This is a genomic window from Hyphomicrobium denitrificans 1NES1 (assembly GCF_000230975.2).
GTDB lineage: Bacteria > Pseudomonadota > Alphaproteobacteria > Rhizobiales > Hyphomicrobiaceae > Hyphomicrobium_B > Hyphomicrobium_B denitrificans_A.
The window spans coordinates 800,825-824,276 of sequence record NC_021172.1 but is presented as its reverse complement, the minus strand read 5'-3'; the positions used below and the strand labels follow the sequence as shown (position 1 = coordinate 824,276).

Sequence of the window (23,452 nt, the reverse complement as noted above, 5' to 3'; positions counted from 1 at the left end):
GCAAGAGAAATCGGAATAAGGTCGTTGCTCTCGGTCCCCGGCAGTGTGCCCCCTTGCACGAGCGCGACTACCTGCCCGGCCTCGTTGAAGACCGGACCACCACTGTTCCCGGGGCGCAAGAACCCATCTGCTTTGTAGAATCCATGCTCCGGAGCGCCGATGCTGGAGCCCTTAGTACGATCACGGAAGCCGTGACCAGCCCGACGGTCACAGCGCGACGGGAAATCAACATCAGTTCACCCTTGCCGTGGACATACTGCTGAAGCCATGATGCGCTCGCAGCGGATTGGGAGTTCAGTACACCGCGAAAGGTGCGCGCAAGCGATTTGTGGGCGGTCCGCTGGACGCCGGCTGAACCGCGTAGCTACCAAAGGGATCCATTCTTTTCTTCAGCCTGGTCACAATAATTTTGCGTAGAAATTCTTCGTCGATATTGTTCCAGCACTCATCCTGCAGCGTTCTGGGTAGCTCGGGATTGCTGGCTCTGAGTTCGTCCGTGACGGTCTTTGTCCAATTAGCGTCCGAAAGCAATTTGTCGTATTGCTGATAGATTAAAAAGCTTCTTCTAATCAACGCCGCATCGATGGTCGAAAGAGCCAATTCATCGTCGACGAAATTGCGAATTGTTTGGCAGAGAGTGTAAAGGTCCTTTCTTTTTGCGGGATTCTCTATCGCTATCCGCTGCTTGTAGTCCTTATTGGCTTCGAGAAATTTTTTTCGGAATTTATCGCCGGCCTTGTTCAGAGAAATTGTTATTACATCTTCTGACCCTACGGGATCCAGCCGGTCCAAAATGAGGGAGCCAATCCTGCGCACATATATGTCGGTATAACCTGCGGCTTTATCAGCGGCTATTTGGATCCTGGACACCGCCTTTGGATTAGCGGCCGCATATACGTCGTTGCTAAAAACGCCCACCGGATTGCCTGCACCAGCTGCAACCAAAGCATCAACAAGAGTCGTCACTGCAGCAGCGTAGCCAGGTGGAATCGCGCCCGCGACGGCCGGTATGCCAGCCACCGCGACGGCGACGTCCCTTAAAGGCTTGAAGAAAGACGAGGCAAGGCTCGCAGTCACGGTGATTTTGAAGAGCTCTTTTCGAGATCCAACTTCGGAACCGCCATAGCGGCGGAGAGTCCATTGCTGAGCAAATGATCTAAGATGACACCCCGATCGGCGGCTTCCGTTGGCAGGCTCGACGCCAAAACCGATAAGCAATGTCGGCATAGATTTGACTTCGTCGTTTGCTTCAGAGACGTCAGAGATATAACTCACGTCCGTCATGACTGTATTGAGATAATTATAAATTCCACTTGAAGAGGCAGAGCACTCGGAGCGTTTCCAATGCGGCTCAACAACGAGCTGATAATAAAAATCACGAATTCCTACGAAAGTAAGCTGATTGGGCGCCGCGCGGCTGCCAATTAGGGCATCATAGCTGCTATCTCCCTGCGGCTTGTCCCAATCAATTTCTTCGATGTGAATGGCTTCGCTCGTATGCAGTAAAGTCGAAGAGAACAGGGAAAGAAGCAGCACAAGGCGGATAAGCGACATGCAATCCCCCACGCAATGAATAAAGAATGGGCGTTTATCGCATACTCGCCGTGAGTATTCAAGTGAAGACACCCTGTCGGTATTGTTCTAGTTTGCGGGTAAGCACCTGCGAAAAACAGCGCAATGAGCGCAGCAAACGTCAGGGGATTTTTTTGGCCGCGATGTATCCGGTGACACCTCTCCGGTCTCGGGCTGAAATCAACCTCCTTCGGTTCGCCAAATCCATTGAAGGGAAAATTTCGCATAGCCCGTGTGCTATTAAAAAACTTGGCTCGCACGGCGAAGTTGGTGCACCCCTGGTCATGTCAGGCTGAAATTAGAACAGCACCGTCCTTCATCGGTGGATTAATATTCGCTGGGCAGCATGATGACGGTGGTGTTTTCGGGATCGCCTTCACCGATCCAGAATCGCCACTCTCCTTCGGGGCAGTCGGTGAAGTCGATCGCGCGCTCCCAAAGGTTAAGTGTGACCGGTCTTTGGGTGGCGATGAAGGACGGCGCGGTCTGCTGTCTTCCTGGATGAAGGCGCACACTTCGCCGGCGTCCTTGTATGTCATGGTCTGCATCTTCGGATCGATGCCGAACTCCCACCCCACCCAGAAGTAGGCCGGTTTGTGCGCGGGGTCGGACCTGAGCAGCATGCTCTCGCGGCGGGCGACGTTGTCGATGACGGCGTTGTGCATCCGGTCCGCGTCCTTGAGGGCGTCATCGATCTTCGCGACCATCGCCGCGTCGAGCGGTTGCGCGATGTCGAAATACGCCGCGTCCCGCGCCGCTTCCTCCAGGGTCCGCGCCACGCCGACCTCGTATGCCAGGGCGATGAAGATCTCCTCGACCTCCGGCTTCGGCATGGCGGGCCCCAGCGGCGCCGCTGGCGTTGAACGCAGCCTTGTCCCGCTCGATGGCGGCGTCTAACTCGGCAACGGTCTCGCGCATGTCGGAACCTCAATCACCCGGCGCCGGACACTAGCGGGGCGGCCCGGCTTTGTTTAGTCTCCGCCGCACCAGGAGGACGGAATGGGGGACAGGACTTTCCAGGGCAAGACCTACCTCACGCCGAAGGAGGCGGCCTACCTCAACCTCTGGGCTTGCGCCTGGATGCCCTCACCGAATGGTCTTGAAGAATCTGGAGCGCCTGCGAGCTCCGCAACGATGACGTGTTGAGCAACCCCATAATCGTGCTCGTGTTTCGCACTGACGATCTCACGCTCGAACTGCGCGAACGACAGAAGCATATTGAGCGTGAGTCGGCCCATGGACGTCGTGGTATTGAACTGCTGCGTCACCGAGACGAACGAGGCTCCGTGCGCGTCGAACACATCAACGATCTTGGCAAAGTCGGCGAGCGACCGTGTCAGCCGGTCGACCTTATAGACGACCACGATCTGGACCTTGCCGACTTTGATGTCGCCCAGCAGCCGTTGAAGTGCCGGTCGATCCATCGTACCGCCCGACAGGCCACCGTCGTCGTAAAGATCGGGGAGGCACACCCAACCGGCGTGCTTCTGGCTCAGCACAATCGAGTGAGTTGAACTCCTTTTCAAGCCCCTCGTCAGAGGACTTGCGGGTATAGATCGCACAATTCGATCGTTTCATTTGGAGCGCCCGTCCAAACCGAAGAAGCGTGGCCCGGACCAGTGTGCGCCGGTGATTTCCCGCGCGACGACCGAGAGCGACCTATAGCGCTTGCCGCGCCACTCGACACCGTCCGTGTGGACAAGAACGGTATGCGTCTGCCCATTCCACTCGCGAACAAGCCGTGTGCCCGGTTTTACGAGGGCCTGAGTAGCTTTGCGAGTAACGCCCCGAGGTACGTCCGGCACCGCACCACTTAACCTGCGAAGGACAGATTTGGAGAGGCCGCCGAACGCCCTCTCCTGAATTTTGTAGGTGATGCCGCGAAGCAGGAGATCGCGGGAGAGGCTCTTCGGCGGCTGCATCCCATGCAGTCGCCGCCATTCGCTACGCAGTTCGAAGTTCGTCAGGACCTCGAGACGCGTCAGCTCCGCCGCGACGTCGATCGCGTCTGACGTCACGTTAACGACCGCGCTTTGCTTCGATGCGATACCGACGAAGCTCGCCGTCTGCCTTTTTCGACGTCAGCGTGAAACCGAGCTTCTTCTTGACCGTGCCAGCGAAGAAGCCGCGCACGCTGTGCTGCTGCCAATTGGTTGCTTCCATTATTTCCTGAACGGTCGCGCCCTCGCGGCGGCTGAGCAGCGTTAGAACGCGGTCGTGCTTTGTCATCGGTGCCGGCCGGAGCGCATCATCCGCGGCCGTCGCGGCTCGCAACGGTGATGATTTCCTAGAGGATTTTGATTTGCCGGCTTCGGGCGATAGGAGTGTTCGTTTGGCTTTAACCTGGGCACGTACTTCGCTTGCGATCATATTGGGCTCCGTCGGAAATTACCGGCGCCCTCATTGGCGCCCGCACCACCCAAAGCCCCGCAAATCGCGAGGTCGCCCGAATTGGTCGGCGTCAATTTCAGTCGCCGCCGTCACCACACCCATGCGTCCTTTGCGGCCGAAGTCCAGACCTAACTTTACGGCTTAGGCTCATCTCAAAATGCTAGTTAACTAGTTAATATGGGTTCAACGCATTGCACGAGCGAACGCCGATAGTATCGTTGATACGCAGAGCGAAAAACGGAATTAGAACGCCTGCGAGTTTCAGCGATGTCGACAGCCAGGCCAACAACAAGGTCGTCGCTTTCCCCTTGATAGATCCTCTATAGCCCGCTCAATGCGGCGGGTTCTCGTGTCTACCTTTTTGGCGGACTCAATCCAGTAGATCCACTCATTCCGAGCGACCGATGAAATGTCTTCCCGAGCCTCCAAGGCCTGGGAATTTGAAGCAAGTCTTGACCGAGGTCCCGCGGCAGCTTGTGAAGCAAACCTGACGCTATCTTTATTGTAGGCAAGGATAGAGCTTCCATCGCCGTGTTTGAGGAACAGATCGCACAGATCTTTCGAGTCTAATCTTGGCTTAAATTGATTTTGTCAGATCTCGCGCGCGACAGGAAAATCCCAAAAAGGCGACTTTAGCAAACACACCATACCCAGCTGACCAATAGCTGCTTTGCCGAGAAACCAGACGTCCCGTCATCGAATGCTTATGCCGTTCCGACGCGCCCGCATCACGTCGGCAAGACCTCTAACAGCAGACAACTGACAGATGATGCGACGGGCCAATAGCAGTCACAATCCTCTGCCGTGGACAAGACGCCTTCTTTTCATTCGATTGGCAGTCAACGCTACCCTAGGATAGTGCGTGCCAAGTCCGACGGATTCTCGATTGCCGAAAAGTGGCCAGTGTTTTTTAGCGTGAACATTCGAGCATGCGGGATCTCTGCGCGCGTCCTCTCCCGTTCATCGAGGCGGGACCAATCGCTGTCGCCATAGATCAGTGTGACGGGCGCAGTGATTTCTCGATAATGGTCCCGCGCCTTGCTCCAAGATCGCCAGCCCGCCAGCACCTTGCGTGCGGCGCGCTTGTAACCTGGTCGATGTGCGACCCTGTCGAACTCCTCGAGGAGGTCGGGAGGAAGCTTGCGTGGATCGTGATATCCCCCTGACATAATCTTATTCAGGACCATCTTGTTTTCCATCGAGGCATTGAACGCACCGAGGAGTGGAACTTGGAGACTTCCGATGATGAAGTTTGCAAACCAGTTGCCGCGCCGGATCCCATCACCATAGCGGGTTTCGTAGTCATAAGGGTTGATCGCGAATACTTGCTTTACCCGTTGCGGGATCGCGGCAGCCACCGTGAGCGCCAGGGCGCCCCCGATGGATTCGCCGACGAGCGTCACGTCAGAAAGATCGAGCTTCTCGATGAAGCCAATAACTCCCTGCCTGAAGTACGGCTCATCGAAGCTTGCCCGGGGGTCTATCGGGGAATGACCATGTCCAGGAAGATCGATGGCGTAGACGGTGTACGATGGAGATAGGAGAGCCGCCAAGCCGCGCAGATATTCGAGTTGCGTCCGGATCGTATGCATGAGCACCAACGGCGGTCCGTTCCCTGTCGTCTGATACCGAATGCTCAGAGTATCGGAGATCTTCAGGAGTTTCGGTGCAGATTGTGTCTCGACGGTCATTTGATTTTTTCCTTATGAGAGTTGTGCGTTCACATTGCCGCTAGAGCTCGCGCGACATGAGAGCGAAGTGGCGCCTCGGTCGGACGAACCCGAAACCAGATCGCGTACAATGCCGGCAGAAAGAGCAGGATCAAAAACGTGCCGACTGCCGTTCCGCCGATCAGCGTGTAAGCCATCGAGTCCCAGAAGACGGAAGTCGTCAGCGGGATGAAGGCGAGCACCGCCGCCATCGCCGTAAGGACGACGGGTCGGGCCCGCTGCACTGTTGCTTCCACGACCGCGTGAAAATCATCGAGGCCGTCGTTCTTGTTGCTCTTGATCTGCTCAATCAAGATCAAGGTGTTGCGCATCAAAATGCCCGACAATCCAATGAGACCGAGAATGGCATTGAAGCCAAACGGCTGATTGAAGAGCAGGAGGGTCGGAACCACGCCGATCAGACCGAGCGGAGCCGTCGCAACGACGAGCCACATCGCCGAAAATGATCTGACCTGCAAAATGATCACAACCAGCGTCAGGACGAACATGAGCGGGAATACGGGAACCAGCGCGTCGTTGGCCTTGCTGGCTTCCTCAATGTTGCCTCCCATTTCGATGCGGTAGCCATCCGGAAGCGATGCAATGAGAGGCTGTAAAGCCTTCTGCACCTCAAGCGAGACCGGCGGCGGCTGCATGGTTTCATCAATGTCGCCCTGCACTGTGATCGTCGGTGTGCGGTCACGCCGTTTAAGGATCGGATCTTCCTGAACGACTTCGATGCGTCCGATCTGGCTCAGAGGCACCAATTGGCCGCTGTTGTTTTGCAGCACAAGATTGCCGAGTTTCGTCGGATCGAGGCGGTCAGGTCCCGCGCTGCGCGCCATGACCTGGACCGTACGGATGTCCTCGCGGACGCCGGTCACAGTCACTCCCGTCAGCAAGAATTGCAGCTGTTGGGAGACGTCGTTGGGCGACAATCCAATCAAGCGCAATCGGTCCTGATCCAGCGCGAACCGTACAGAAGGTGTGCGCTCCGTCCAATCCGTGTTCACGTCGCGCATGTGCGGGTTTGCGCGCATGATCTCTGTCACTTTCTGCGAGATCTCTCGCAGCTTGGCGAGATCGGGTCCCATTACCCGGAATGCGACAGGGAACGGAGACGGCGGGCCAAACACAAATTGGGTGGCGCGAACGCGGGCCTCGGATGCCAGGCCTTCTGCGATTTTCTGGCGTAGGCGCCATTTCAAGACGTCCCGAGCTTCCGAGCTCGGCGTCAACACAATGATCTTCGCGAACGAAGGATCCGGCAGTTCCGGATTGTAAGCGAGGAAAAAGCGAGCGGCGCCCTGGCCAATGAAGGAAACGACGTTCTTGGCTTCCGGCTGCTGCTTGAGCCAGGCTTCCACTTTGGTAGTAGCGGCGCTCGTTACCTCGATGCTTGTTCCTTCAGGCAACTGCACCTCGACGAGCAATTCGCGGCGATCAGAACTCGGAAAGAATTGCTGCTTCACACCAGCCATTCCTCCGCCAGCCGCCGCGAACAGCAGAGCCACGAAGCCAGCGACGAGAAACTTATGCCGGACGGACCAACTGACCAGCCGTCGAAACCGTTCGTAATTGGGCGTTGAGTAGATGGCCGCATGGCCGCCTGCCACGGGCTTAATGTCGGGGAGGAGCTTCACGCCCAGGTAAGGCGTGAAGGCGACGGCAACGACCCAGGATGTGATGAGCGCGAACGCCACGATCCAGAAGATATTGCCCGCGTATTCTCCGGCCGTGGACTTTGCGAAGCCAACGGGCATCAGACCAATGACGGTCACCAGAGTTCCTGACAGCATCGGAGCTGCCGTATGGCTCCAGGCATAGGCCGCCGCTTTGGCGCGCTCATAGCCCTCCTCGAGCTTCACCACCATTATTTCGATGGCGATGATCGCGTCATCGACAAGGAGTCCAAGCGCGAGGATAAGCGCGCCAAGTGTGATGCGGTCGAAATTCCGACCGGTATACATCATGATCACGAACACGCCGGCGAGCGTTAAGGGAACCGCCGCAGCCACCACAATGCCGACACGGAAACCGAGGCTGACAAAACTCACGATCATGACGACCGCAAGGGCAACCAAGAACTTCAGCATGAACTCGTCGACGGATTCGCGGATGTTTTCGGCTTGGTCGATGATTTTTTTGAATGAAAGGCCTGCCGGCAAAGTCTTCGCGATCTTGGCTTCTTCCGCATCGAGCGCTTTGCCGAGATCGAGTCCATTCCAGCCATCCTGCATGACGACGCCAAGCACCATCGCGGGCTCGCCATTGTGCCTGATGAGGAAGGTGGCGGGATCCTCGTAGCCGCGCTTCACCTCCGCGACGTCGGAGAGCTTCAGAATGCGGCCGCCCGCCACAATGGGCGTGTCGGCGATCTTTTGCAGATCGTCGTACGCGCCTTCGACGCGAACGAACACCTGCGGTCCGTTTGTGTCGATGGATCCGGCCGGCGTAACGACGTTCTGCCGGTTGAGCGCGTCAAAAATCGAGTTCGCGCTAATCCCAAGCGTGGCGAGTTTTGCGTAAGAGAATTCAACAAAGATGCGCTCGGGCCGCTCTCCAAGGATATCGACTTTTTTGACGCCCGCGACATGGAGAAGGCGTTGCCTCAGGGATTCGGCCTCTCGCGTCAGCTGACGCGGGGGCATCCGATCTCCCTCAACCGTATAAAGCGCGAAGGTGACGTCGGCGTATTCGTCGTTGATAAACGGGCCTATGGTGCCGGCCGGGAGTTTGAGGGCCTCATCGCCGAGCTTCTTGCGCGCCTGGTAGAACTGTTCCGGGACTGCCGCGGGAGGCGTTTGGTCCCTGAGTTCCAGCTTCATCAGCATCATGCCGGGGCGCGTAAACGTCTCGACGCGGTCATACCAGCGAAGTTCTTGCAGCCGCTTTTCGAGCGGTTCTGCAACGAGATCTTGCATCTCCTTTGCCGTTGCTCCGGGCCACATGGCGGTCACCGTCAAGGACTTGACGGTGAACGGAGGGTCTTCGGCGCGGCCGAGCTTGGCGAACGCGTAAGCGCCCGCGAAGGTAATGGCGATGATCAGAAACAGCGTGATGGCGCGTTCGCGCACCGCGAGGGCGGAGAGGTTGAAGTTTGTCATTGTGATGCCGTTTCTTCGCCGTTCACGCGAACGCTGTCGCCATCGCGCAGAAGCCGCGCCCCAAGGGCAACGACCTGGTCCCCAACATGAACGCCCTGGCTGATGAGCGCCGTTTCTTCGCCGACACCCGCCAGCGTGACCGGCCGGAAGTCGACAACCATTTTCTGTTGATTGAGGAGCCACACGCCCGAGGACGCGCCATTATCGATCACGGCACTGACGGGCACCTCGACGACATTCTTCGCTTTGAGTTGCGGAATGTGGAGCGTCACAGTCGCGCCGAGCGGCGCATTTGCGGCGGCTCCCGCGAGGACGTAGCGCGCTTCGTACGTTCTCGTGCTCGGGTCAGCCGCATCCGAGAGTTGGCGGAGATGCGCCTCGGAGCGGGATTTGAGGTCGCCATAAAGGGTCGCCGTTGCTTCTGAGCCGACTGCGGGCCGCACTGTTTCGGGCAAATTGACAGCCGCTTCACGCGGTCCCGCATGGGCGAGACGAACGACAGTCTGGCCTGCCGAGACAACTTGGCCGGGCTCCGAAAGGGTCTCCATCACGACGCCATCGGCATCGGCGACCAGAACGGAATAGTCCTGGGCGTTGCGGGCAAGCTGGGCGTTGGCCTGGGCGGCCGCGAGCTGCGCCTCGGCGTTATCGAGCGCCGATTTCGCCTGCTCGTAGCGCTGGTGGGAAATCCAGCCATCGGCCACAAGCTTTTTGTAGCGCGCTGCATCGGCACGCGCCTGAATGGCCGTCGCGCGGGCCGCATTGATGGCATTGTTTTGAGCATCAATTGTGAGCTTCAGATCAGCCGGATCGAGCTTCATCAGGGATTGTCCCGCTTTGACGGTCTGGCCGGTGTCGACGAGACGCTCGATGATCTTTCCCGAAACGCGAAAGCCAAGGTTGCTCTGAACGCGCGCAGCGATGACGCCCGTAAAGGAGCGTTCAGCCGCGCTTGCCGGCTGAGCCGTGGCGATGCGGACGAGAGAAGCGCTCGTCCTCGGGTCGGCCTCTGATGGTTTGCAGCCGGCAACGCCGGCCGAGACAACCGCTATAGCCGCCATAGCAACCGACGTTTTCAGCCACGGGGTGCCGATTGAACGGAATTGCCCGGCGTTCCATTCCAGAGTTTCCATTATGACCTCACTGCCCAATGGCGTTACGAAGATCCTCAATCTCGCCGATTAGATTACATATGACATCTAAAAGTGCAAGAGAAGAAGTTGCGGTGAGATGTCTCGGGGGCACTGGGGCTCACAGCAAAGCGCGATCGCAGAGCATTCCGGGGCCAGCTTAGGGGCGATTTACAGTTCTAAACGCGTGCGAGGGGTCTTGACTCTTTGGATGATTAATAGCATCTATAAGGAGAGCTAAATCCCGGAGCCGAAGCATGGAACATCTTCAGAACTCGGTCTGGTTTCGCTTTTGGCAATGGCTCGATCGATATGCGATGGCCCTGGAGTACGACCCCATCGAGGACCTGCACGCCCGGGTTTCCTTGCTGGAGGATGAGGTTCAAGGGCTTAGCGGAGCAAATTAACGGTCGGCACGGAAGCCAGTAATTCCAATCATCCGCCGGGCTGAGCCGGAATATCAGCCCGACGAGACGCTAGAGGTAGAGCAATGCGCGCGTCACGAGAGGTCATGGCCAAGCGCCATGACGAGATCATTTCCCAGACTTCGAAGATGTTGCGCCAACGCGGCATCATAGGAACAAGCCTTGCTGACCTGATGGCGGCAGTGGGCCTCACGCATGGGGGCTTCTACAAGCATTTCGATTCCAAGGACACACTCGTCGCGGAAGCCACGGAGAGAATCTTCGCGGAAATCAACTCGCGGTTCGAGGAACGATCCCAGTCCGAGGGCCCAAAGGCCGCGCTCAAAGCTTATGTCGCCGAGTACCTGACGCTAGCGCACATCAAGAACCCGGAATTGGGCTGTCCGATTCCATCCTTCGCCCCTGATATCAGTCGGGAACAAGCCGGCGTAAGGGGCGCGTTTACAGCTGGGCTCAAGACAACCATGTCACTCATCATGGATGGGCTGTCGTGCCCATCAGCGGAGCGGCAAAGCAAAGCCCTAGAACTCATGGCGTTGCTCGCAGGAGCGGTTTCGATGGCTCGGGCAGCCAACGATCAGAAGCTATCGTCTGAAATCATCGCCGCCGCTCGAAAACGGGCGAACACACTCCTGGAATCGCGCCGGTAGGCTGTAGGCGAGAGTGCCTTTTTGCGTGCGCCGCTTGCAGCCTCAGTTTCGGTGTCCTTCGCGATGCTTTGTTGCGACGGATCTGGTCGTGGGCCCGTCGCTGGTTCTCAAGACCTCGTAGCCGTCGAGAACCTGAGGCGCTGCAAGTGCGATCTCGGTCAGATGCGGGCAAAGGACGGCCACTCCACATCCGTTGCAATGAAAGGATTAAAAATGCCGAGACAAGAAATCATCATTGCTGAGCCCGTTCGCACGGCGATCGGCACCTTTAACGGAACTCTCAAGGGCACCGCTGCAACTGAACTCGGTGCCATTGTCATCGCGGAGGTCGTCCGCCGCGCCAAACTCGATCCTCAAAACGTTCAGTCGGTGACGATGGGGAACGTCATCCAGGCCGGCAATCGCATGAACCCCGCAAGACAAGCTGCAATCGGCGGCGGTCTGCCCGTGACGACGCCGGCCCTTACGGTCAACCGCGTCTGCGGATCCGGCGCCCAGGCCATTATAGCCGCAGCGCAAGAGATCGTGTCCGGCAACGTTCAAATCGCCATTGCTGGCGGCATGGAGAACATGGATCGCGCACCCTACTTGCTCGATGGGGGCCGATGGGGCTACCGCATGGGCCCGGCAGAAATCCACGACAGCATGTTGCGGGATGGCCTGATCGACGCGTTTTCAGGCGAGCATTCTGGATGGCACACGGAAGATCTGGTTACGAAGACGCAGCTCACCCGTGAGCGCCAGGACCATTGGGCCGAGCGGTCTCAAACCCGTTTTGCCGCCGCACAAACGGCGGGCGTTCTAGAGGCCGAGATCGTCGCAGTAAAAGTGAAGGGCAAGAAGGGGGAAGAGCTGTTCGCGAAGGACGAGGCCAATCGAGTTGATACGACTTACGAGGCGCTGTCCAAACTGCGTCCGGCATTTCGAAAGGACGGCACGATCACGGCGGGGAACGCACCGGGGCTCAATTCGGGCGCGGCAGCCATGATCGTGTCCGACCGTTCATGTGCGGAAAAGCTCGGGATTTCGCCATGGGCGCGACTGGTCTCGTACGGCATTGCAGCGGTTGAGCCAGGACTGTTCGGGCTTGGCCCGGTCCCGGCGGTGCGGATTGCTCTGGAACGAGCAGGCTGGACAATTGGTGATCTCGATCGGATCGAGATCAATGAGGCTTTTGCTGCGGTGCCACTCGCCGTCGCCCAAGAGCTTCAGCTCCCCGAGGAGATCATCAACCCCGAAGGCGGCGCAATTGCCCACGGACATCCGATCGGCGCAACAGGGGCGGTACTGACCACACGTCTCGCGCATGCAATGCGAAGGCATCATCTCCGCAAATGTATCGTAACGCTTTGCATCGGTGGCGGGCAGGGCATCGCATTGGCTCTAGAAGCACTATGAATTAAGAGCCATGCTAGCCCTGCCTCTATCAAACCTGAATCCACCGAGCGGCGTCGGTGCCGCTGAGGTCAGCGAGCCGTGTGCTTCTTACTTCTGACGAGTGCACCGCTGTAGCGAATTGTGGCCCCAGAACTCGACCAGGCTCCGTTCGCAGGTCCGGTAGGATTGACATAAGAGCCGGCGCGCATGGCTCGATCGGTTTCATCCTGAGCCTGGGCGCTCATGGCGCCGGCCGAAAGCGCGGCAGTGGTCATGGCAGCGATAATCAGAGCTTTCATAGCGTGTCTCCATTTGACCGTAGGTTGGATACTTCACATTAGATGATGACAATCATCTATCCATATAGATGCTGATAGAAATCTAAAACGTCAAGCGCGGAGTTTGCAAAATTTCGACGGCGGCGATTGTGTCGTACGATAAGATGCTATATATAATCTAAATTAAGAAGCCCAAACCAAATGGAACCAGCTCAGATGCGCATGTCACGAGAGGCGAAGGCCGAACATCACGCGGAGATCGTTGCGATCGGTTCCCGGATCCTTCGCGAGCGCGGCATTTCCGGCACGAGCGTTGCCGACATCATGCAAGCGGCGGGGTTCGCGCACGGAGGATTCTACCGTCACTTTGCATCGAAGGAGGCTCTCATTGCCGAAGCCTCCGAACAGGCCTACGGCGAGCTCCTCAGCCGTCTCGAAATGGTTTTGCAGAGTGGGGGACCCAGGTCGGCAGTAGAGGCGTACGTGACCGACTATCTTTCGGAAACGCATGTGGCGGAGCCTGAAATCGGCTGCCCGATGGTGGCGCTCGGGAGCGAAATCGCGCGAGAGCACGCATCCCTGCAGCAGGTATTCGCAAACGGAACGCAAGGTCTGATCGAGAAATTATCGGCGGCTCAAACTGGTGTGCCCGCCGAGCAAAGAGCCAAAGCCCTCACACTTCTTATCAACCTTGTTGGTACGGTCGTTATGGCGCGCGCCGTCGGCAGCGGAGAACTTCGCGCAGAAATCCTTTCGGCGGGCCGCAGTGCAGGCCAGCTGGAGTAGCGTAGCGTCGCACGGAGCATGCAAATGAAACAGCATCGGGCCAGATGAGATGAGCGATAAAGGACGAGCGCCAGCTTCATTGCCGTCCACATTTGAGTCTGGCATCATCCGGCTGCATTTTGCGCCCGGCACTCGTGCGGCGAGAGTGCGTTGGCAGCTAGAAGAAATCGGCGTTTCCTATCAGCTGAGCATTGTCAGTCTTTGGCTAGGCGAGCACAAAAGAAAACGTTACCTGGCTGTTCATCCGCTCGGCAAGGTGCCGGCCCTCGAAATCGACCAAACGATCATCTTCGAGTCGCTGGGCATCTCTCTCTATCTTGCAGATCGCTTTCCAGAGGCAGATCTGGCGCCTCCGCTAGCGGATAAAAAGCGCAGGGCGGACTATTGCACCTGGATGGCGTTCTCGGCTGGGACGCTGGAGCCGGCCATATTGGAACAGATGAGAGTGGCGAAAGCCAGAGCTCGCAAAATACCCATCCTAAGCGTCGGACCTTCGCTGACACCCTTTGATGATGTCGCTGCTTTCATGGAGCGGTACCTGACGGGGCGATCTTTCTTATTGGGCGACAAAATTACGGCAGCCGACATTCTCAACGGTTCCATGATGGGGTGGGCTCTGGATATCGGTCTGCTCGAAGGGCGAGACGCAATACGCTCTTGGATCGAAGGTCTCAGGGCCCGGCCCGCCCATTCCCGCGCAATGGCAAAGTGTTGATTGCAACATTGATGCGAGCTGACCACCCAATCCGGAAACAGCAAAACCAGCGAGAGACATCAGATGCTATACAGCTATATCGTAGAGAAAAATATCCGACAGACTTTCGACGACATGAACAACCATCGCTGGGCTGAGGCCGTGAAAGCAGCCGCGCCGAATATTCACCACCGTGTTGCCGGCGCCCACGCGCTTGCTGGCGAGCGACGTGGCAAAGAAGCACTTCGGCTCTGGCTTGAGCGCGCAGGCCGCGTTCTTCCCAACCTACGTATTAAGGTCAACAATATTTGGATCACAGGCTGGCCTTGGCATACGACCGCGTTTGCCGAATGGGACGCCACCGCAACGCTGCTCAACGGCGGCCCCTACATCAACCGTGGTCTTCACGTTTTTACTTTGCGGTGGGGCAGACTCTATGCGCTCGAGGAATTCCAGGATTCACAGGAAGCGGCCCGTGGTCTTTCCGCTCAGGCGGCGTCTGGCCTTCAAGAGGCTGCCGCAAAGCCGATTGAAAGCTGACGGAAGCAGGTAGGCGGGCTAGCCTCCATCAAGGCCCTTGGCCCTCGGACACGTTTCGTCACCAAAAGTGGCTAGGGTGTGTGCATGCGTCGTGTTGTTGTGACGGGATTGGGAGTAGTGTCGCCCTTGGGATGTGGGGCAGAACTCGCGTGGAAGCGACTTCTCGCCGGCCAGTCCGGATTGCGTGCATTGCCTGAATGGGCGGCCTCTCTCCCGGCAAGAGTAGCCGGAATTGTGCCGGGCAAAGACGAGGATGCCAACGGCGGCTTCGATGCGATCCTGGCCGTACCTGCCAAAGACCAACGGAAGATGGATCGCTTCATCCTGTTCGCGCTTGTCGCTGCGGCGGAGGCCATCGCGCAGGCGGGATGGACGCCCGCCGATGCGCGAGCTCTTGAGAAGACCGCAACCGTCATCGCAACGGGCATCGGCGGATTTCCCGCTATCGTCGACGCAGTGCGCACCACCGATCACCGCGGCGTCCGCCGCCTTTCACCTTTCACCGTCCCCTCGTTCCTGGCCAACCTTGCGGCCGGCCATGTCTCGATCCGCCACGGCTACAAGGGGCCAATCGGTGCGCCGGTGACCGCCTGTGCCGCAAGCGTTCAGGCCATAGGGGATGCCGCGCGTCTTATCAGATCCGGAGAAGCGGACGTGGCGGTGTGCGGCGGTGCCGAAGCCTGCATTGATCTGGTCAGCCTTGGCGGCTTTGCCGCTGCACGTGCGCTTTCCACGGGGTTCAATGGCACGCCGGATCGTGCGTCACGGCCTTATGATCGAGACCGGGACGGCTTCGTCATGGGGGAAGGCGCGGGCATTCTGGTGATCGAGAACCTCGCGCACGCACACGCTCGCGCGGCCAAGCCTCTTGCGGAAATCGTCGGTTACGGCACGACGGCAGATGCCTACCATATGACAGCTGGGCCGGAGGATAGCGAAGGCGCTCGCCGGGCCATGGAGATCGCGCTTAGACAAGCGGATCTCAGTTCGTTCGACATCCAGCACCTCAATGCTCATGCCACATCGACTCCGATCGGCGATTTGGGTGAGCTCGAAGCCATCAAGGCCGTATTTCGACGGGAAGGAAAGATCGCCGTCAGCGCTACCAAGTCGGCGACGGGCCACCTGCTCGGCGCAGCAGGAGGCCTCGAGGCAATATTCACCATCCTTGCACTGCGCGATCAGGTCGCGCCGCCGACGCTCAACTTGGAAAATCCCGATCCGGCCGCTGAAGGCATAGATCTCGTGGGCAAACAGGCCCGATCCCTTCGAATGGAGCACGCAATATCGAACGGCTTCGGCTTCGGCGGCGTCAATGCCAGCATCGTCTTCCGCCGATGGTCGGACGCTCTCGCCCGTGAGACTGATCGAAGTGCCCATGGGTGAGCATCGTGCCTCTGCGTGGCCAGGACTGCGTCCGCTTTGCTCTTGAAAGCACGCAACTCTAAGGATGTGGATTGCTCTCGCTAACCGGCAGGGTCAATGACCGCTTTTGGGACCGACCGTCGGCTCTGCCCAGACGCCGACGCCTCCTGGCTACTGCTTCCCGGAGGTGAACCGATCCGTTAGCTTCAGTCGGGCGGGCGGCGTTACGGGCCAGAAGCGCCCGATGCATCTTTTCGGATGGTGCCCGGCATAACTGCGAGGTTCGAGCCGCAAGAACAGATTCAAGATGAGGGCACGTCTAGTGCCGGGTTCAGAAGCATAGCCAGGGGCCCAAGCAGGTCGCGGGCGTTCCGCCCTTGCAGGCCATCTGCGAGGAGTAACACTCAATCATCGCCGACGCCGATTTGCAGCTGGTTTTCACTGGCCCCTTCCCTATAAGCCCTCGCCCGGCGATCGTATTCTTAAGTGCGTTTGTGGAGAACAGGACCGCCAAATCGTGGGTGATGTTATCGCCAATGGCTGCGACCCTTGTACAATCGGCCGCCTGAGCCATCGCCGAAAGTGCGCACACCATAACCGCGGCCGCGAAGCCTAACTTGAAAACCTGCATTGCAACCCCCGTAAGAACAAATCTACTCGAACGCTAGTCGAGTGCTTGGCGGTTGCCAAGTAAAGGACCGTTGCCGGCACAGATATTTTCCGCAATGAGATTTATGACTCTCCGCGCGCACGGCATGGCCATCGATGCGTGTCCGATTTGGGTCAAAATCGTGGACCGCTAACCAAGCCAAGGAAGAATTGGGCCGATAGCGACCATTAGATTGATCCGCGCGGCCGTCGCGAGCGCATGGTCGTTCGTCTCTCTAGAAAGGAGACAGACCATGGAACAGGAACATGCCAATTCGCTTATCAAGCCAGTTCGCGTGCCGTGGAACAAAGGGAAACTTGTCGGCGCAAAACCGCCGCTGAGGCCGAGCCATGTCTGGTCGATTAGAACCAAGTTGCAAATCGAGGGCAAGAAGAGGGATCTTGCACTCTTCAACCTAGCGATCGACAGCAAACTTCGCGGCTGCGATATTGTCACCGTGCGCGTCGATGACGTTGCTCCAAGCGGATACTCAATGGATCGAGCAACCATTCGGCAAAAGAAAACCGGCAGGCCGGTTCGCTTCGAACTGACCGATCAGACTCGACAGGCCATCGACGAATACCTGCGTCTGACGGAGCGCAAGCCGGGCCAGTTCCTTTTCGCCGGCCGTGGCGACAGAGGTGGGCTGACAACGCGGCAATACGCGCGGCTGGTGCTAGAGTGGATCGCTAGCATCGGTCTCGACCCGGCAAAATTTGGCACGCATTCGCTGCGGCGGACGAAGGCCGTACTCATCTACCGGCGAACAGGAAATCTCCAGGCCGTCCAACTCTTGCTCGGGCATTCCAAGATCGAAAGCACGGTCAGATATCTCGGCATCGAGGTCGACGACGCGATCGAGATCGCGGAGAAGATCGATATCTGAGCGACTAACGCTCTGCCTCCGATACCGGACGTGGTCGGCGGCGCTCCCTGCGTCGCCGATCTCTGCTACACCATGGCAGCTAATAGGACTGATCTGCTATAGAATCATTTTGAAACATGTCCCGGAGTCGGGTAGCGTACTGCGCCAAGAAACAATTTTAGAAGCTGCTGGCTAGGTCCAGGCAAGAACTGAAGCCGTACCGAACCGCGATCGACGAAATGATCAGTTAGCGGCCGTTCAGCTCGCGGCGTTCAGGGCCAGAAACAGGCATGCGGACCGAAGCATCGTCGTTTGCAGCAAAGCCGGTTATCCCATTAGCGGCCATCAGCTGACTGGCAATCGGCGACGCCGATCACGTCTGGAATCGGAGGTAGAGCGTGACGCCATCAGATGTCGATCTTCTCGGCGATCTCGATCGCATCGTCGACTTCGATTCCCAGATACTGCGCTGTGCTCTCTTGGACCGCACGAAGGTTACCTGTCCGACTGTAGATTAGTACCGCCCTCGTTCGGCGTAGCGAATGCGTGCAAACTTCCTCGGATCGAGGCGATACAGGCCACCCATTCATGCACGAGGCGTAACGGCGGGCCAACAATCAACGGCCGGCATGAGAATAGGAACTGGCCTAACTTTCTGTCCGTCAGCCTCAGATAACCACCCCAATTGCTGCCAATGCTCGCGTTATGTTCTGCGTAAGAGCAAGAATATGATTGGACATTTGGCGACATGGAGCCTACAATTACTAGACTGGCGAATTCTAAAGCTAACTAGTGTTCGCGTTATTTGAGCTGCTTCGAAGCCGTCGCGCCCAAAAAACATCAATTGGCGCACATTGGCCGCTGAAAAAAGGCGATGCAGCTTCTGAATAAATCGCAAGCAATTCATAGCTGATTTTGCGCTCTGCATTACGCCGTCGATTCGGCACAAAAGGAACGTGTTCATGAAAAGTGATTACATTCTCGTCACGAAGCCCCATGGGGCTTCGTGGTCGGTACTCCGCGGACAAAGTAATCTATGCTTGTTGTGTTTCCGTCTTAAGGCCCATGCCGTGGCATTCGGCAGAGCCTTGGCCTGTTCCAGGCAGCTGCCGTTGTTCGTCGATGATCGGAATGGCATCGCCGTCCGGCAATCGTCGGCGAGTCTCACTTATCCCATGCTTCTCGACTGACACCAACAATCCCGTAGTGCGCATCGCGCGTACACGAGAACCACACGACTTTACGCTGAGAGGATACTGTGTGCCCCTAATAGCTGCTCTGGAATTTCCTGCGTCTCCGCGCGGAACAAAACATACGTGTACAAACGAGATATGTGGACACCGATTTTACGACCTTAATCAAGTTTCCCCTGCATGCCCCTACTGCCAAACACCTTGCGATGTCTCAACCGTGGATCGGTATGAGTTCGAGATGGCCGTACGCCCAAAGAAGGGTAAAGTTTATCGTCTTGAAGCAATCCCAGCGCCTTCACCCGAAGACGAAGGGGTCGAACAAGATCAACCCGTGAAAGATGATGAGCCGTTTTCGCCACCAGACGTTCTTATCAACGTTGAGGACGATGATGACGACACGCAGGAAGTCCTCAGTCTGGAAAAGGGCAGCGAGGAAGTAAGCTCGGCGTAACGTTGCATTTCGTCCCCACTGGAGGTCCTGGACAATATAAGGCGTAGGATCCGGTTCCATGAGAGGAGGCCAGTTTGCTCTCGATCGTCTACGTCTTTGTCTGCGGAAATCCCGGTCTGTTGGGCTTCTCGGTCGATAAACGCGGTATCAACTTGCCTCTAACTTCAACCTTTGGCCCTGCCCATCATTGGTCCCGTGCCTACGAAATAGAGATGACTGAAGCAGCTTTCTGCGCATTCATGATCGACGGGACTATTGCGATCGCCGATCTCATATCCTGTGGGTACCATGTTGCGCGGTCGACGCCCGACGCAAATGCGCTTCCAAAACACCATCGTTCTTCGTCGTAGGCTGACCTATTCGCGGGTGGAGATTTCGATCGTTGTGGAGTGCAAGGAGCCCATCTACTCTTTTTATTTCTAACGAATGGCTTGCACGAACGTATTATCATCACTATTTAGCGAAGATCGAGCTTCGCCAGAATGACTTGGCCTCCCCGCGAAAATGCGGCTGACTGATGACCTTCCAACAATCTCGACAAATAACCAGCGCGCATAACGTGCGCCGACTAAATGCTTTTAAGGAAATACCCAATGCAAACAGGCACCGTGAAGTGGTTCAACAGTCAAAAAGGCTTTGGATTTATCCAGCCGGAGGATGGCACCCAGGACGTTTTTGTTCATATCAGCGCTGTTGAACGCGCAGGTCTGAGCAATCTTAACGAAGGTGAGAAAGTATCTTTCGAGGTCGTGGCAGATCGCCGGACTGGAAAATCCTCCGCACAAAACCTACGCCCCGTCTAAAGGACGCGCAATAAAATGAGATCGAGCCTTGACCACGGATGTACTGGCAGAGCTCTTTCTCTTGAAGCCTCGTGCGGAACAGCGCGAGGCTTTTTGCTATGTTGAACTTTGAGTTTGGAGTCATTGTGCCATGGTCGTAAGGGATAAAAGAGCTATCGCAGCGACGAAGCTGCGTAGGGCTCAAGAGGCACAGCAAGCGATGAAGGATCACGAAGCAGAAAGACTTGCCGTTCAGGCCAAAACGCAACGCCTTCGGGCGGAAAGACTCGCGAGAGAAGCCGCAACATCGTCCAGCAAACAGCCGAAGACGCGTCCGTGACGAGGACGCGACCCAATAGTCGTCTCTTAGATTATCCGCCCCACAAAAATGCACCTTTTATTGATGGAATCCTGCGGCTGCGAGCATTGCGATAAGCGGTGGACACACCGCGATAGCTACGAATGGCGGCTGACCGTTGATGGTCAAGGACGAAGCGAACCGAGCATCTAGTGATGCGTCAACCACTCAGTGCAAATCGCCTTAGCCTGGAAAGATCGCGCTCTCCGCTCGCTGACGCTTCAATGATGCGCAGCGCGACCATGAACCGGATTCCTTCGGACAATGGTGCGTTTGGTGTTCCGCCGTTTTGCTTCTGGACGTCCAGTAAAGCAGCGGTATACGCGCGATAGCACAGCGCGAATTGATCTGGATTGAATGGCGGACGAGAGTCCATTGCTTCTCCTCCTTCAGGCGGGAGCGTCTGTCTCTCAGCCATCAGCGCCCGGGCTGCCTGCCGATGATGGTGTCAGCATGCGCGCTAATCGATGATTTAGCTATAGATATTTATGTGCGAGTGGCCGTGATGTGATTGTGCCGGCAGGCTCTGCTCAGCTTTCCGCGCGATGCGCCGCTAATTCTACAACGGTGTCACCCGGGACATTAACGGCTGAGAAGTGCGATACTTTGTTGGCGTCGCAGACGTAAATCCACTTCGCGTCGAACAGCTCGCCGTCCCGCAAAAAGCCGAGCACTGCTCCTTTCACAGAGCGCCAGAAAAGGATGGGCGGCAGGTCCGTTCCATGTTTCACCCAATTGGGTTCTACGTACTCTCCGACTGGCTTCCAGTGAATCATCGTCTTCTCGCTCTCATTACGGTTGCCCAAGCCGGCAACACCAAAGCCGAAGGTATATCGTAGTCCATGATTGTGCCCATAAATCCGCTGAATGTCTGATAGATCAATCAACTTGTGCCGACAGGGACCCTTGTTACTACGCTTATACTGCCTACGTGAATCAAATGTGGGATTATCCGAAGAGTGCGAAGCATCGGGCGTTCATCGATCAGCTTCAGGCGACCCATGACAGCGAACTTGCAAGAGTGAAAGCTGCAGAAAAGAAGCAGACGCGCGCGGCGGATGCGCAGGAGGCGCTTGATGAGATCAAGGCCAAATTAGCTGCGACCCGTGCGCAAACAGCGCGCCTCAGAGCAGAGCGGTTGGCCCGTGCTGCGGCGAATCCGGCAGCATCTTCGACAGCAAGGGGTGTTCGCAAGCAAAAATAGCGCAGGATGCGTTGAGGCCTCGAGGCTCCTAGTGATGCTGAAATCCTCGGATTTGGTTTTTTGTTTGCATCTGAGACTTCGCAGCGTATGTCCAAGGCGGTCAAAACGGGACCGGAAGAATGGGTTCGACTGCCGACGGAGGTGATATGGCCGAAAAGAAGACAACCTTAGCATTCTGTCTCTTCCTTCGATGAAGTTCAGCAGCCCATAATCCTACGATCGCATCGGCTTCACGGGAGTTTCGTCCTGGCTAAAAGTTCAGGAGCTGCGAGTCTGCATGCGATGCCGACACCGCCAGTCGTCGATTGCGACAAGTTCATCGTTGGTTAGCATAATCTGCAGGCGCGTGTTACGAGACACTCCCTTCACGCTTTTCATCCCAAATACTCTTTTGCCAGTAGGTGCTCATTTGCCGCTCGAACTCATGCTCGGGCTTTTTGTTCCTTGAACTGTGCTTGGCCAGCTCGAACGTCTGGGCGAATGAAGCGGTTTCGGGGCATCACGATCCGGGCGGTCAGCCGTCGAAGCACAGATCTTTTTGATAAAAAGGGGTTAGCGCTGCATTGAATGCATAGGTCCGGAGTGCTGACCTGATGACGTCATTCAGCCGTTAGAATTGATACGAACGCTACTCCTCCCCTCTCGCGCCGAGGCGTGCCGCGTGAATCGCTGGGAACATGAGGGCGTCATCGAGGAGATGCAGAGGCGGCTCGATGCGGGCAACGCCATGACGGTTCGCCGGAGAACAGTCGAGCACACGTTCGGCACAATCAAAGCGTGGATGGGCTACACGCACTTCCTGACAAGAGGACTTGAGCGCATGAAAGCCGAGATGAGCCTCTGCGTCCTGGCCTACAACATCAAGCGGATGATCTCGATCATGGGCGTTTAGCCGCTGATCGCAGCGGTTCGCGGCTGAGGTCAGGACGGTGAACACGTCAGCTTCACCGAGTGACCTTCACGCCGGAGTTCTCACACAGCCACGGATAAAGCGGCACACTGTCAATTCACGAATGTTGTTTGTGTTTTCTACCAATAGCTACAGCAAGTTCGAATCACTCGCGTCAGTTGATGCTGCCTGTCTGCCGTCTATAGTATTGACTGCAGAAGCGCAGAGTTACGATGAAACTCACGGAATCGCTTTTGCCCTGAGGTGAAGTTTCCAACATTTACCGTCTCGGAGGCTTCGATCTCCTCCGTTGAAGAGACGGCCTATGAGCGACAGGAGAAATGATGAGCCGGCCACTATCTTCAAGCCAATAAATTTTCCGATCAAACAAATGGTCGATGCTGGGCGTCAGTAAAAATCCGTTCTCGCCATCGAGCCGCTCTTGGTTTGTTGCGTCACGCCAAGGCTTACAGTGACTAGCAACGACATGTGTGAGGTATCTACGCCTATAATTCGACAGACGCTGAGCGATGATCCTCACGGGCTGCGGCGCTGAGAGCGTCACTGTATTTCTACCGTGTTATTCACATCACTTGTCTTTCAGCACGCAATTTCGCTAAACGGCGACTTATTACTTATTAGCTGTAAGCAAAGGATGTTCCGTTGAGTATGAATGTTGATATGGAATGTGGAACCGCGCATCGCGCCGTTGTGAAGAAGCCGTCTGTCGCTCCAACGTCCTCATCTATCGGCGAAGCTCGTGATGATAGATGGTTGGCGAATGTTGGTAATAGTGTGTCTGGAGGTTCGTCTTCGCTAGAGCGCGCGTTAGTCGCGATGGACCGGGACAGCGGCCTCCGCCGCAAATTTCTGCACAAACTATGGCAGGGTGCAATCGGAATAACCTCTGCTCGACGGATCCGAAACTCTGGCTGAGGCCGAATATTTCGTACGCATTTAGGCCGTGCGCTGAAAAAACTGAATAGAGCAGACGAATTCCGGATAGCGAGAGAGTCCCCTCGCTCTTGCTTCCGTTG

22 protein-coding genes and 2 pseudogenes are annotated in these 23,452 nt (G+C 56.9%); 12 read left to right on the top strand and 12 right to left on the bottom strand.

Going from position 1 to position 23,452, the window contains the following annotated elements; translation table 11 throughout:
• Positions 1-294: 294 nt before the first annotated feature.
• The 9 genes and pseudogenes from HYPDE_RS03805 to HYPDE_RS03770 form a co-directional block, all read right to left on the bottom strand.
• On the bottom strand, positions 295-1,554 hold the full coding sequence (locus tag HYPDE_RS03805; RefSeq protein WP_015597041.1) for a hypothetical protein: 1,260 nt from the start codon (positions 1,552-1,554) through the stop codon (positions 295-297).
• A 305-nt stretch (positions 1,555-1,859) separates the two neighbouring features.
• The gene (locus HYPDE_RS03800) at positions 1,860-2,405 is read right to left on the bottom strand and encodes a hypothetical protein (protein ID WP_015597040.1); all 546 of its coding nucleotides are present in this window, start codon (positions 2,403-2,405) and stop codon (positions 1,860-1,862) included.
• Between the two features lie 336 nt (positions 2,406-2,741).
• Positions 2,742-3,150 (bottom strand): annotated as a pseudogene (locus HYPDE_RS03795) (recombinase family protein); the annotation flags it as partial.
• Positions 3,147-3,590: a DUF2924 domain-containing protein gene (locus HYPDE_RS03790; RefSeq protein WP_015597038.1), complete on the bottom strand. Its 444-nt coding sequence runs from the start codon at positions 3,588-3,590 to the stop codon at positions 3,147-3,149. The gene HYPDE_RS03790 and the pseudogene HYPDE_RS03795, both read right to left, overlap by 4 nt.
• A gap of 1 nt (position 3,591) precedes the next feature.
• Entirely contained in the window at positions 3,592-3,801 is a 210-nt protein-coding gene (locus HYPDE_RS19545) for a DUF3489 domain-containing protein (RefSeq protein WP_244437770.1), read from the bottom strand.
• 423 nt (positions 3,802-4,224) lie between these two features.
• Positions 4,225-4,479: a YdeI/OmpD-associated family protein gene (locus HYPDE_RS19790; protein ID WP_432263865.1), complete on the bottom strand. Its 255-nt coding sequence runs from the start codon at positions 4,477-4,479 to the stop codon at positions 4,225-4,227.
• Positions 4,480-4,808: 329 nt separating this feature from the next.
• Positions 4,809-5,654, bottom strand: coding sequence for an alpha/beta fold hydrolase (locus HYPDE_RS03780; protein WP_015597036.1), 846 nt, complete (start codon positions 5,652-5,654; stop codon positions 4,809-4,811).
• Positions 5,655-5,683: 29 nt separating this feature from the next.
• Positions 5,684-8,779: an efflux RND transporter permease subunit gene (locus tag HYPDE_RS03775; protein WP_015597035.1), complete on the bottom strand. Its 3,096-nt coding sequence runs from the start codon at positions 8,777-8,779 to the stop codon at positions 5,684-5,686.
• Positions 8,776-9,912 (bottom strand): efflux RND transporter periplasmic adaptor subunit, encoded by a 1,137-nt coding sequence (locus HYPDE_RS03770; protein ID WP_015597034.1) that lies wholly within the window; start codon positions 9,910-9,912, stop codon positions 8,776-8,778. Before HYPDE_RS03770 ends, HYPDE_RS03775 begins: the two co-directional genes overlap by 4 nt.
• Before the next feature lie 254 nt (positions 9,913-10,166).
• Here HYPDE_RS03770 and HYPDE_RS19285 point away from each other — a divergent pair, with 254 nt between their 5' ends.
• The 3 genes from HYPDE_RS19285 to HYPDE_RS03760 all read left to right on the top strand — a co-directional run bounded on the left by HYPDE_RS19285 (position 10,167) and on the right by HYPDE_RS03760 (position 12,382).
• Positions 10,167-10,316 (top strand): hypothetical protein, encoded by a 150-nt coding sequence (locus HYPDE_RS19285; protein WP_187290861.1) that lies wholly within the window; start codon positions 10,167-10,169, stop codon positions 10,314-10,316.
• Positions 10,317-10,399: 83 nt separating this feature from the next.
• Positions 10,400-10,984 (top strand): TetR/AcrR family transcriptional regulator, encoded by a 585-nt coding sequence (locus tag HYPDE_RS03765; protein WP_041319932.1) that lies wholly within the window; start codon positions 10,400-10,402, stop codon positions 10,982-10,984.
• Positions 10,985-11,197: 213 nt separating this feature from the next.
• Complete coding sequence (locus HYPDE_RS03760) at positions 11,198-12,382, top strand: thiolase family protein (protein ID WP_015597032.1); 1,185 nt, start codon at positions 11,198-11,200, stop codon at positions 12,380-12,382.
• Between the two features lie 68 nt (positions 12,383-12,450).
• Here the strand turns inward: HYPDE_RS03760 and HYPDE_RS03755 are convergent, their stop codons facing one another.
• Positions 12,451-12,660: a hypothetical protein gene (locus HYPDE_RS03755; RefSeq protein WP_015597031.1), complete on the bottom strand. Its 210-nt coding sequence runs from the start codon at positions 12,658-12,660 to the stop codon at positions 12,451-12,453.
• A gap of 201 nt (positions 12,661-12,861) precedes the next feature.
• Between HYPDE_RS03755 and HYPDE_RS03750 the strand changes: the two genes are divergently transcribed.
• The 7 genes from HYPDE_RS03750 to HYPDE_RS03710 all read left to right on the top strand — a co-directional run bounded on the left by HYPDE_RS03750 (position 12,862) and on the right by HYPDE_RS03710 (position 19,985).
• Positions 12,862-13,425, top strand: coding sequence for a TetR/AcrR family transcriptional regulator (locus HYPDE_RS03750; protein WP_210162344.1), 564 nt, complete (start codon positions 12,862-12,864; stop codon positions 13,423-13,425).
• Between the two features lie 49 nt (positions 13,426-13,474).
• The gene (locus tag HYPDE_RS03745; protein WP_081625078.1) at positions 13,475-14,140 is read left to right on the top strand and encodes a glutathione S-transferase family protein; all 666 of its coding nucleotides are present in this window, start codon (positions 13,475-13,477) and stop codon (positions 14,138-14,140) included.
• Positions 14,141-14,203: 63 nt separating this feature from the next.
• Positions 14,204-14,659, top strand: a complete 456-nt coding sequence (locus HYPDE_RS03740) for a nuclear transport factor 2 family protein (RefSeq protein ID WP_015597028.1) — start codon at positions 14,204-14,206, stop codon at positions 14,657-14,659.
• A gap of 84 nt (positions 14,660-14,743) precedes the next feature.
• Entirely contained in the window at positions 14,744-16,045 is a 1,302-nt protein-coding gene (gene fabF / locus HYPDE_RS03735) for a beta-ketoacyl-ACP synthase II (RefSeq protein WP_051111963.1), read from the top strand.
• Between the two features lie 881 nt (positions 16,046-16,926).
• Positions 16,927-17,559 (top strand): tyrosine-type recombinase/integrase, encoded by a 633-nt coding sequence (locus HYPDE_RS03725; RefSeq protein WP_041319930.1) that lies wholly within the window; start codon positions 16,927-16,929, stop codon positions 17,557-17,559.
• A gap of 975 nt (positions 17,560-18,534) precedes the next feature.
• Complete coding sequence (locus HYPDE_RS19280; RefSeq protein WP_081625077.1) at positions 18,535-19,182, top strand: FYDLN acid domain-containing protein; 648 nt, start codon at positions 18,535-18,537, stop codon at positions 19,180-19,182.
• A gap of 593 nt (positions 19,183-19,775) precedes the next feature.
• Entirely contained in the window at positions 19,776-19,985 is a 210-nt protein-coding gene (locus HYPDE_RS03710) for a cold-shock protein (protein WP_015597021.1), read from the top strand.
• Positions 19,986-20,852: 867 nt separating this feature from the next.
• Here the strand turns inward: HYPDE_RS03710 and HYPDE_RS03700 are convergent.
• Complete coding sequence (locus HYPDE_RS03700) at positions 20,853-21,098, bottom strand: hypothetical protein (protein ID WP_041320811.1); 246 nt, start codon at positions 21,096-21,098, stop codon at positions 20,853-20,855.
• A 164-nt stretch (positions 21,099-21,262) separates the two neighbouring features.
• Here HYPDE_RS03700 and HYPDE_RS19485 point away from each other — a divergent pair, with 164 nt between their 5' ends.
• Positions 21,263-21,526 (top strand): hypothetical protein, encoded by a 264-nt coding sequence (locus HYPDE_RS19485; RefSeq protein ID WP_015597017.1) that lies wholly within the window; start codon positions 21,263-21,265, stop codon positions 21,524-21,526.
• Positions 21,527-22,178: 652 nt separating this feature from the next.
• A pseudogene (locus tag HYPDE_RS03690) lies at positions 22,179-22,418 on the top strand (transposase); the annotation flags it as partial.
• Positions 22,419-22,695: 277 nt separating this feature from the next.
• On the opposite strand, the gene HYPDE_RS19785 reads toward HYPDE_RS03690, so the two are convergent.
• A complete protein-coding gene (locus tag HYPDE_RS19785) occupies positions 22,696-22,956 on the bottom strand; it encodes an HNH endonuclease (RefSeq protein WP_432263860.1) in 261 nt (86 codons plus the stop codon).
• Positions 22,957-23,452: the final 496 nt, after the last annotated feature.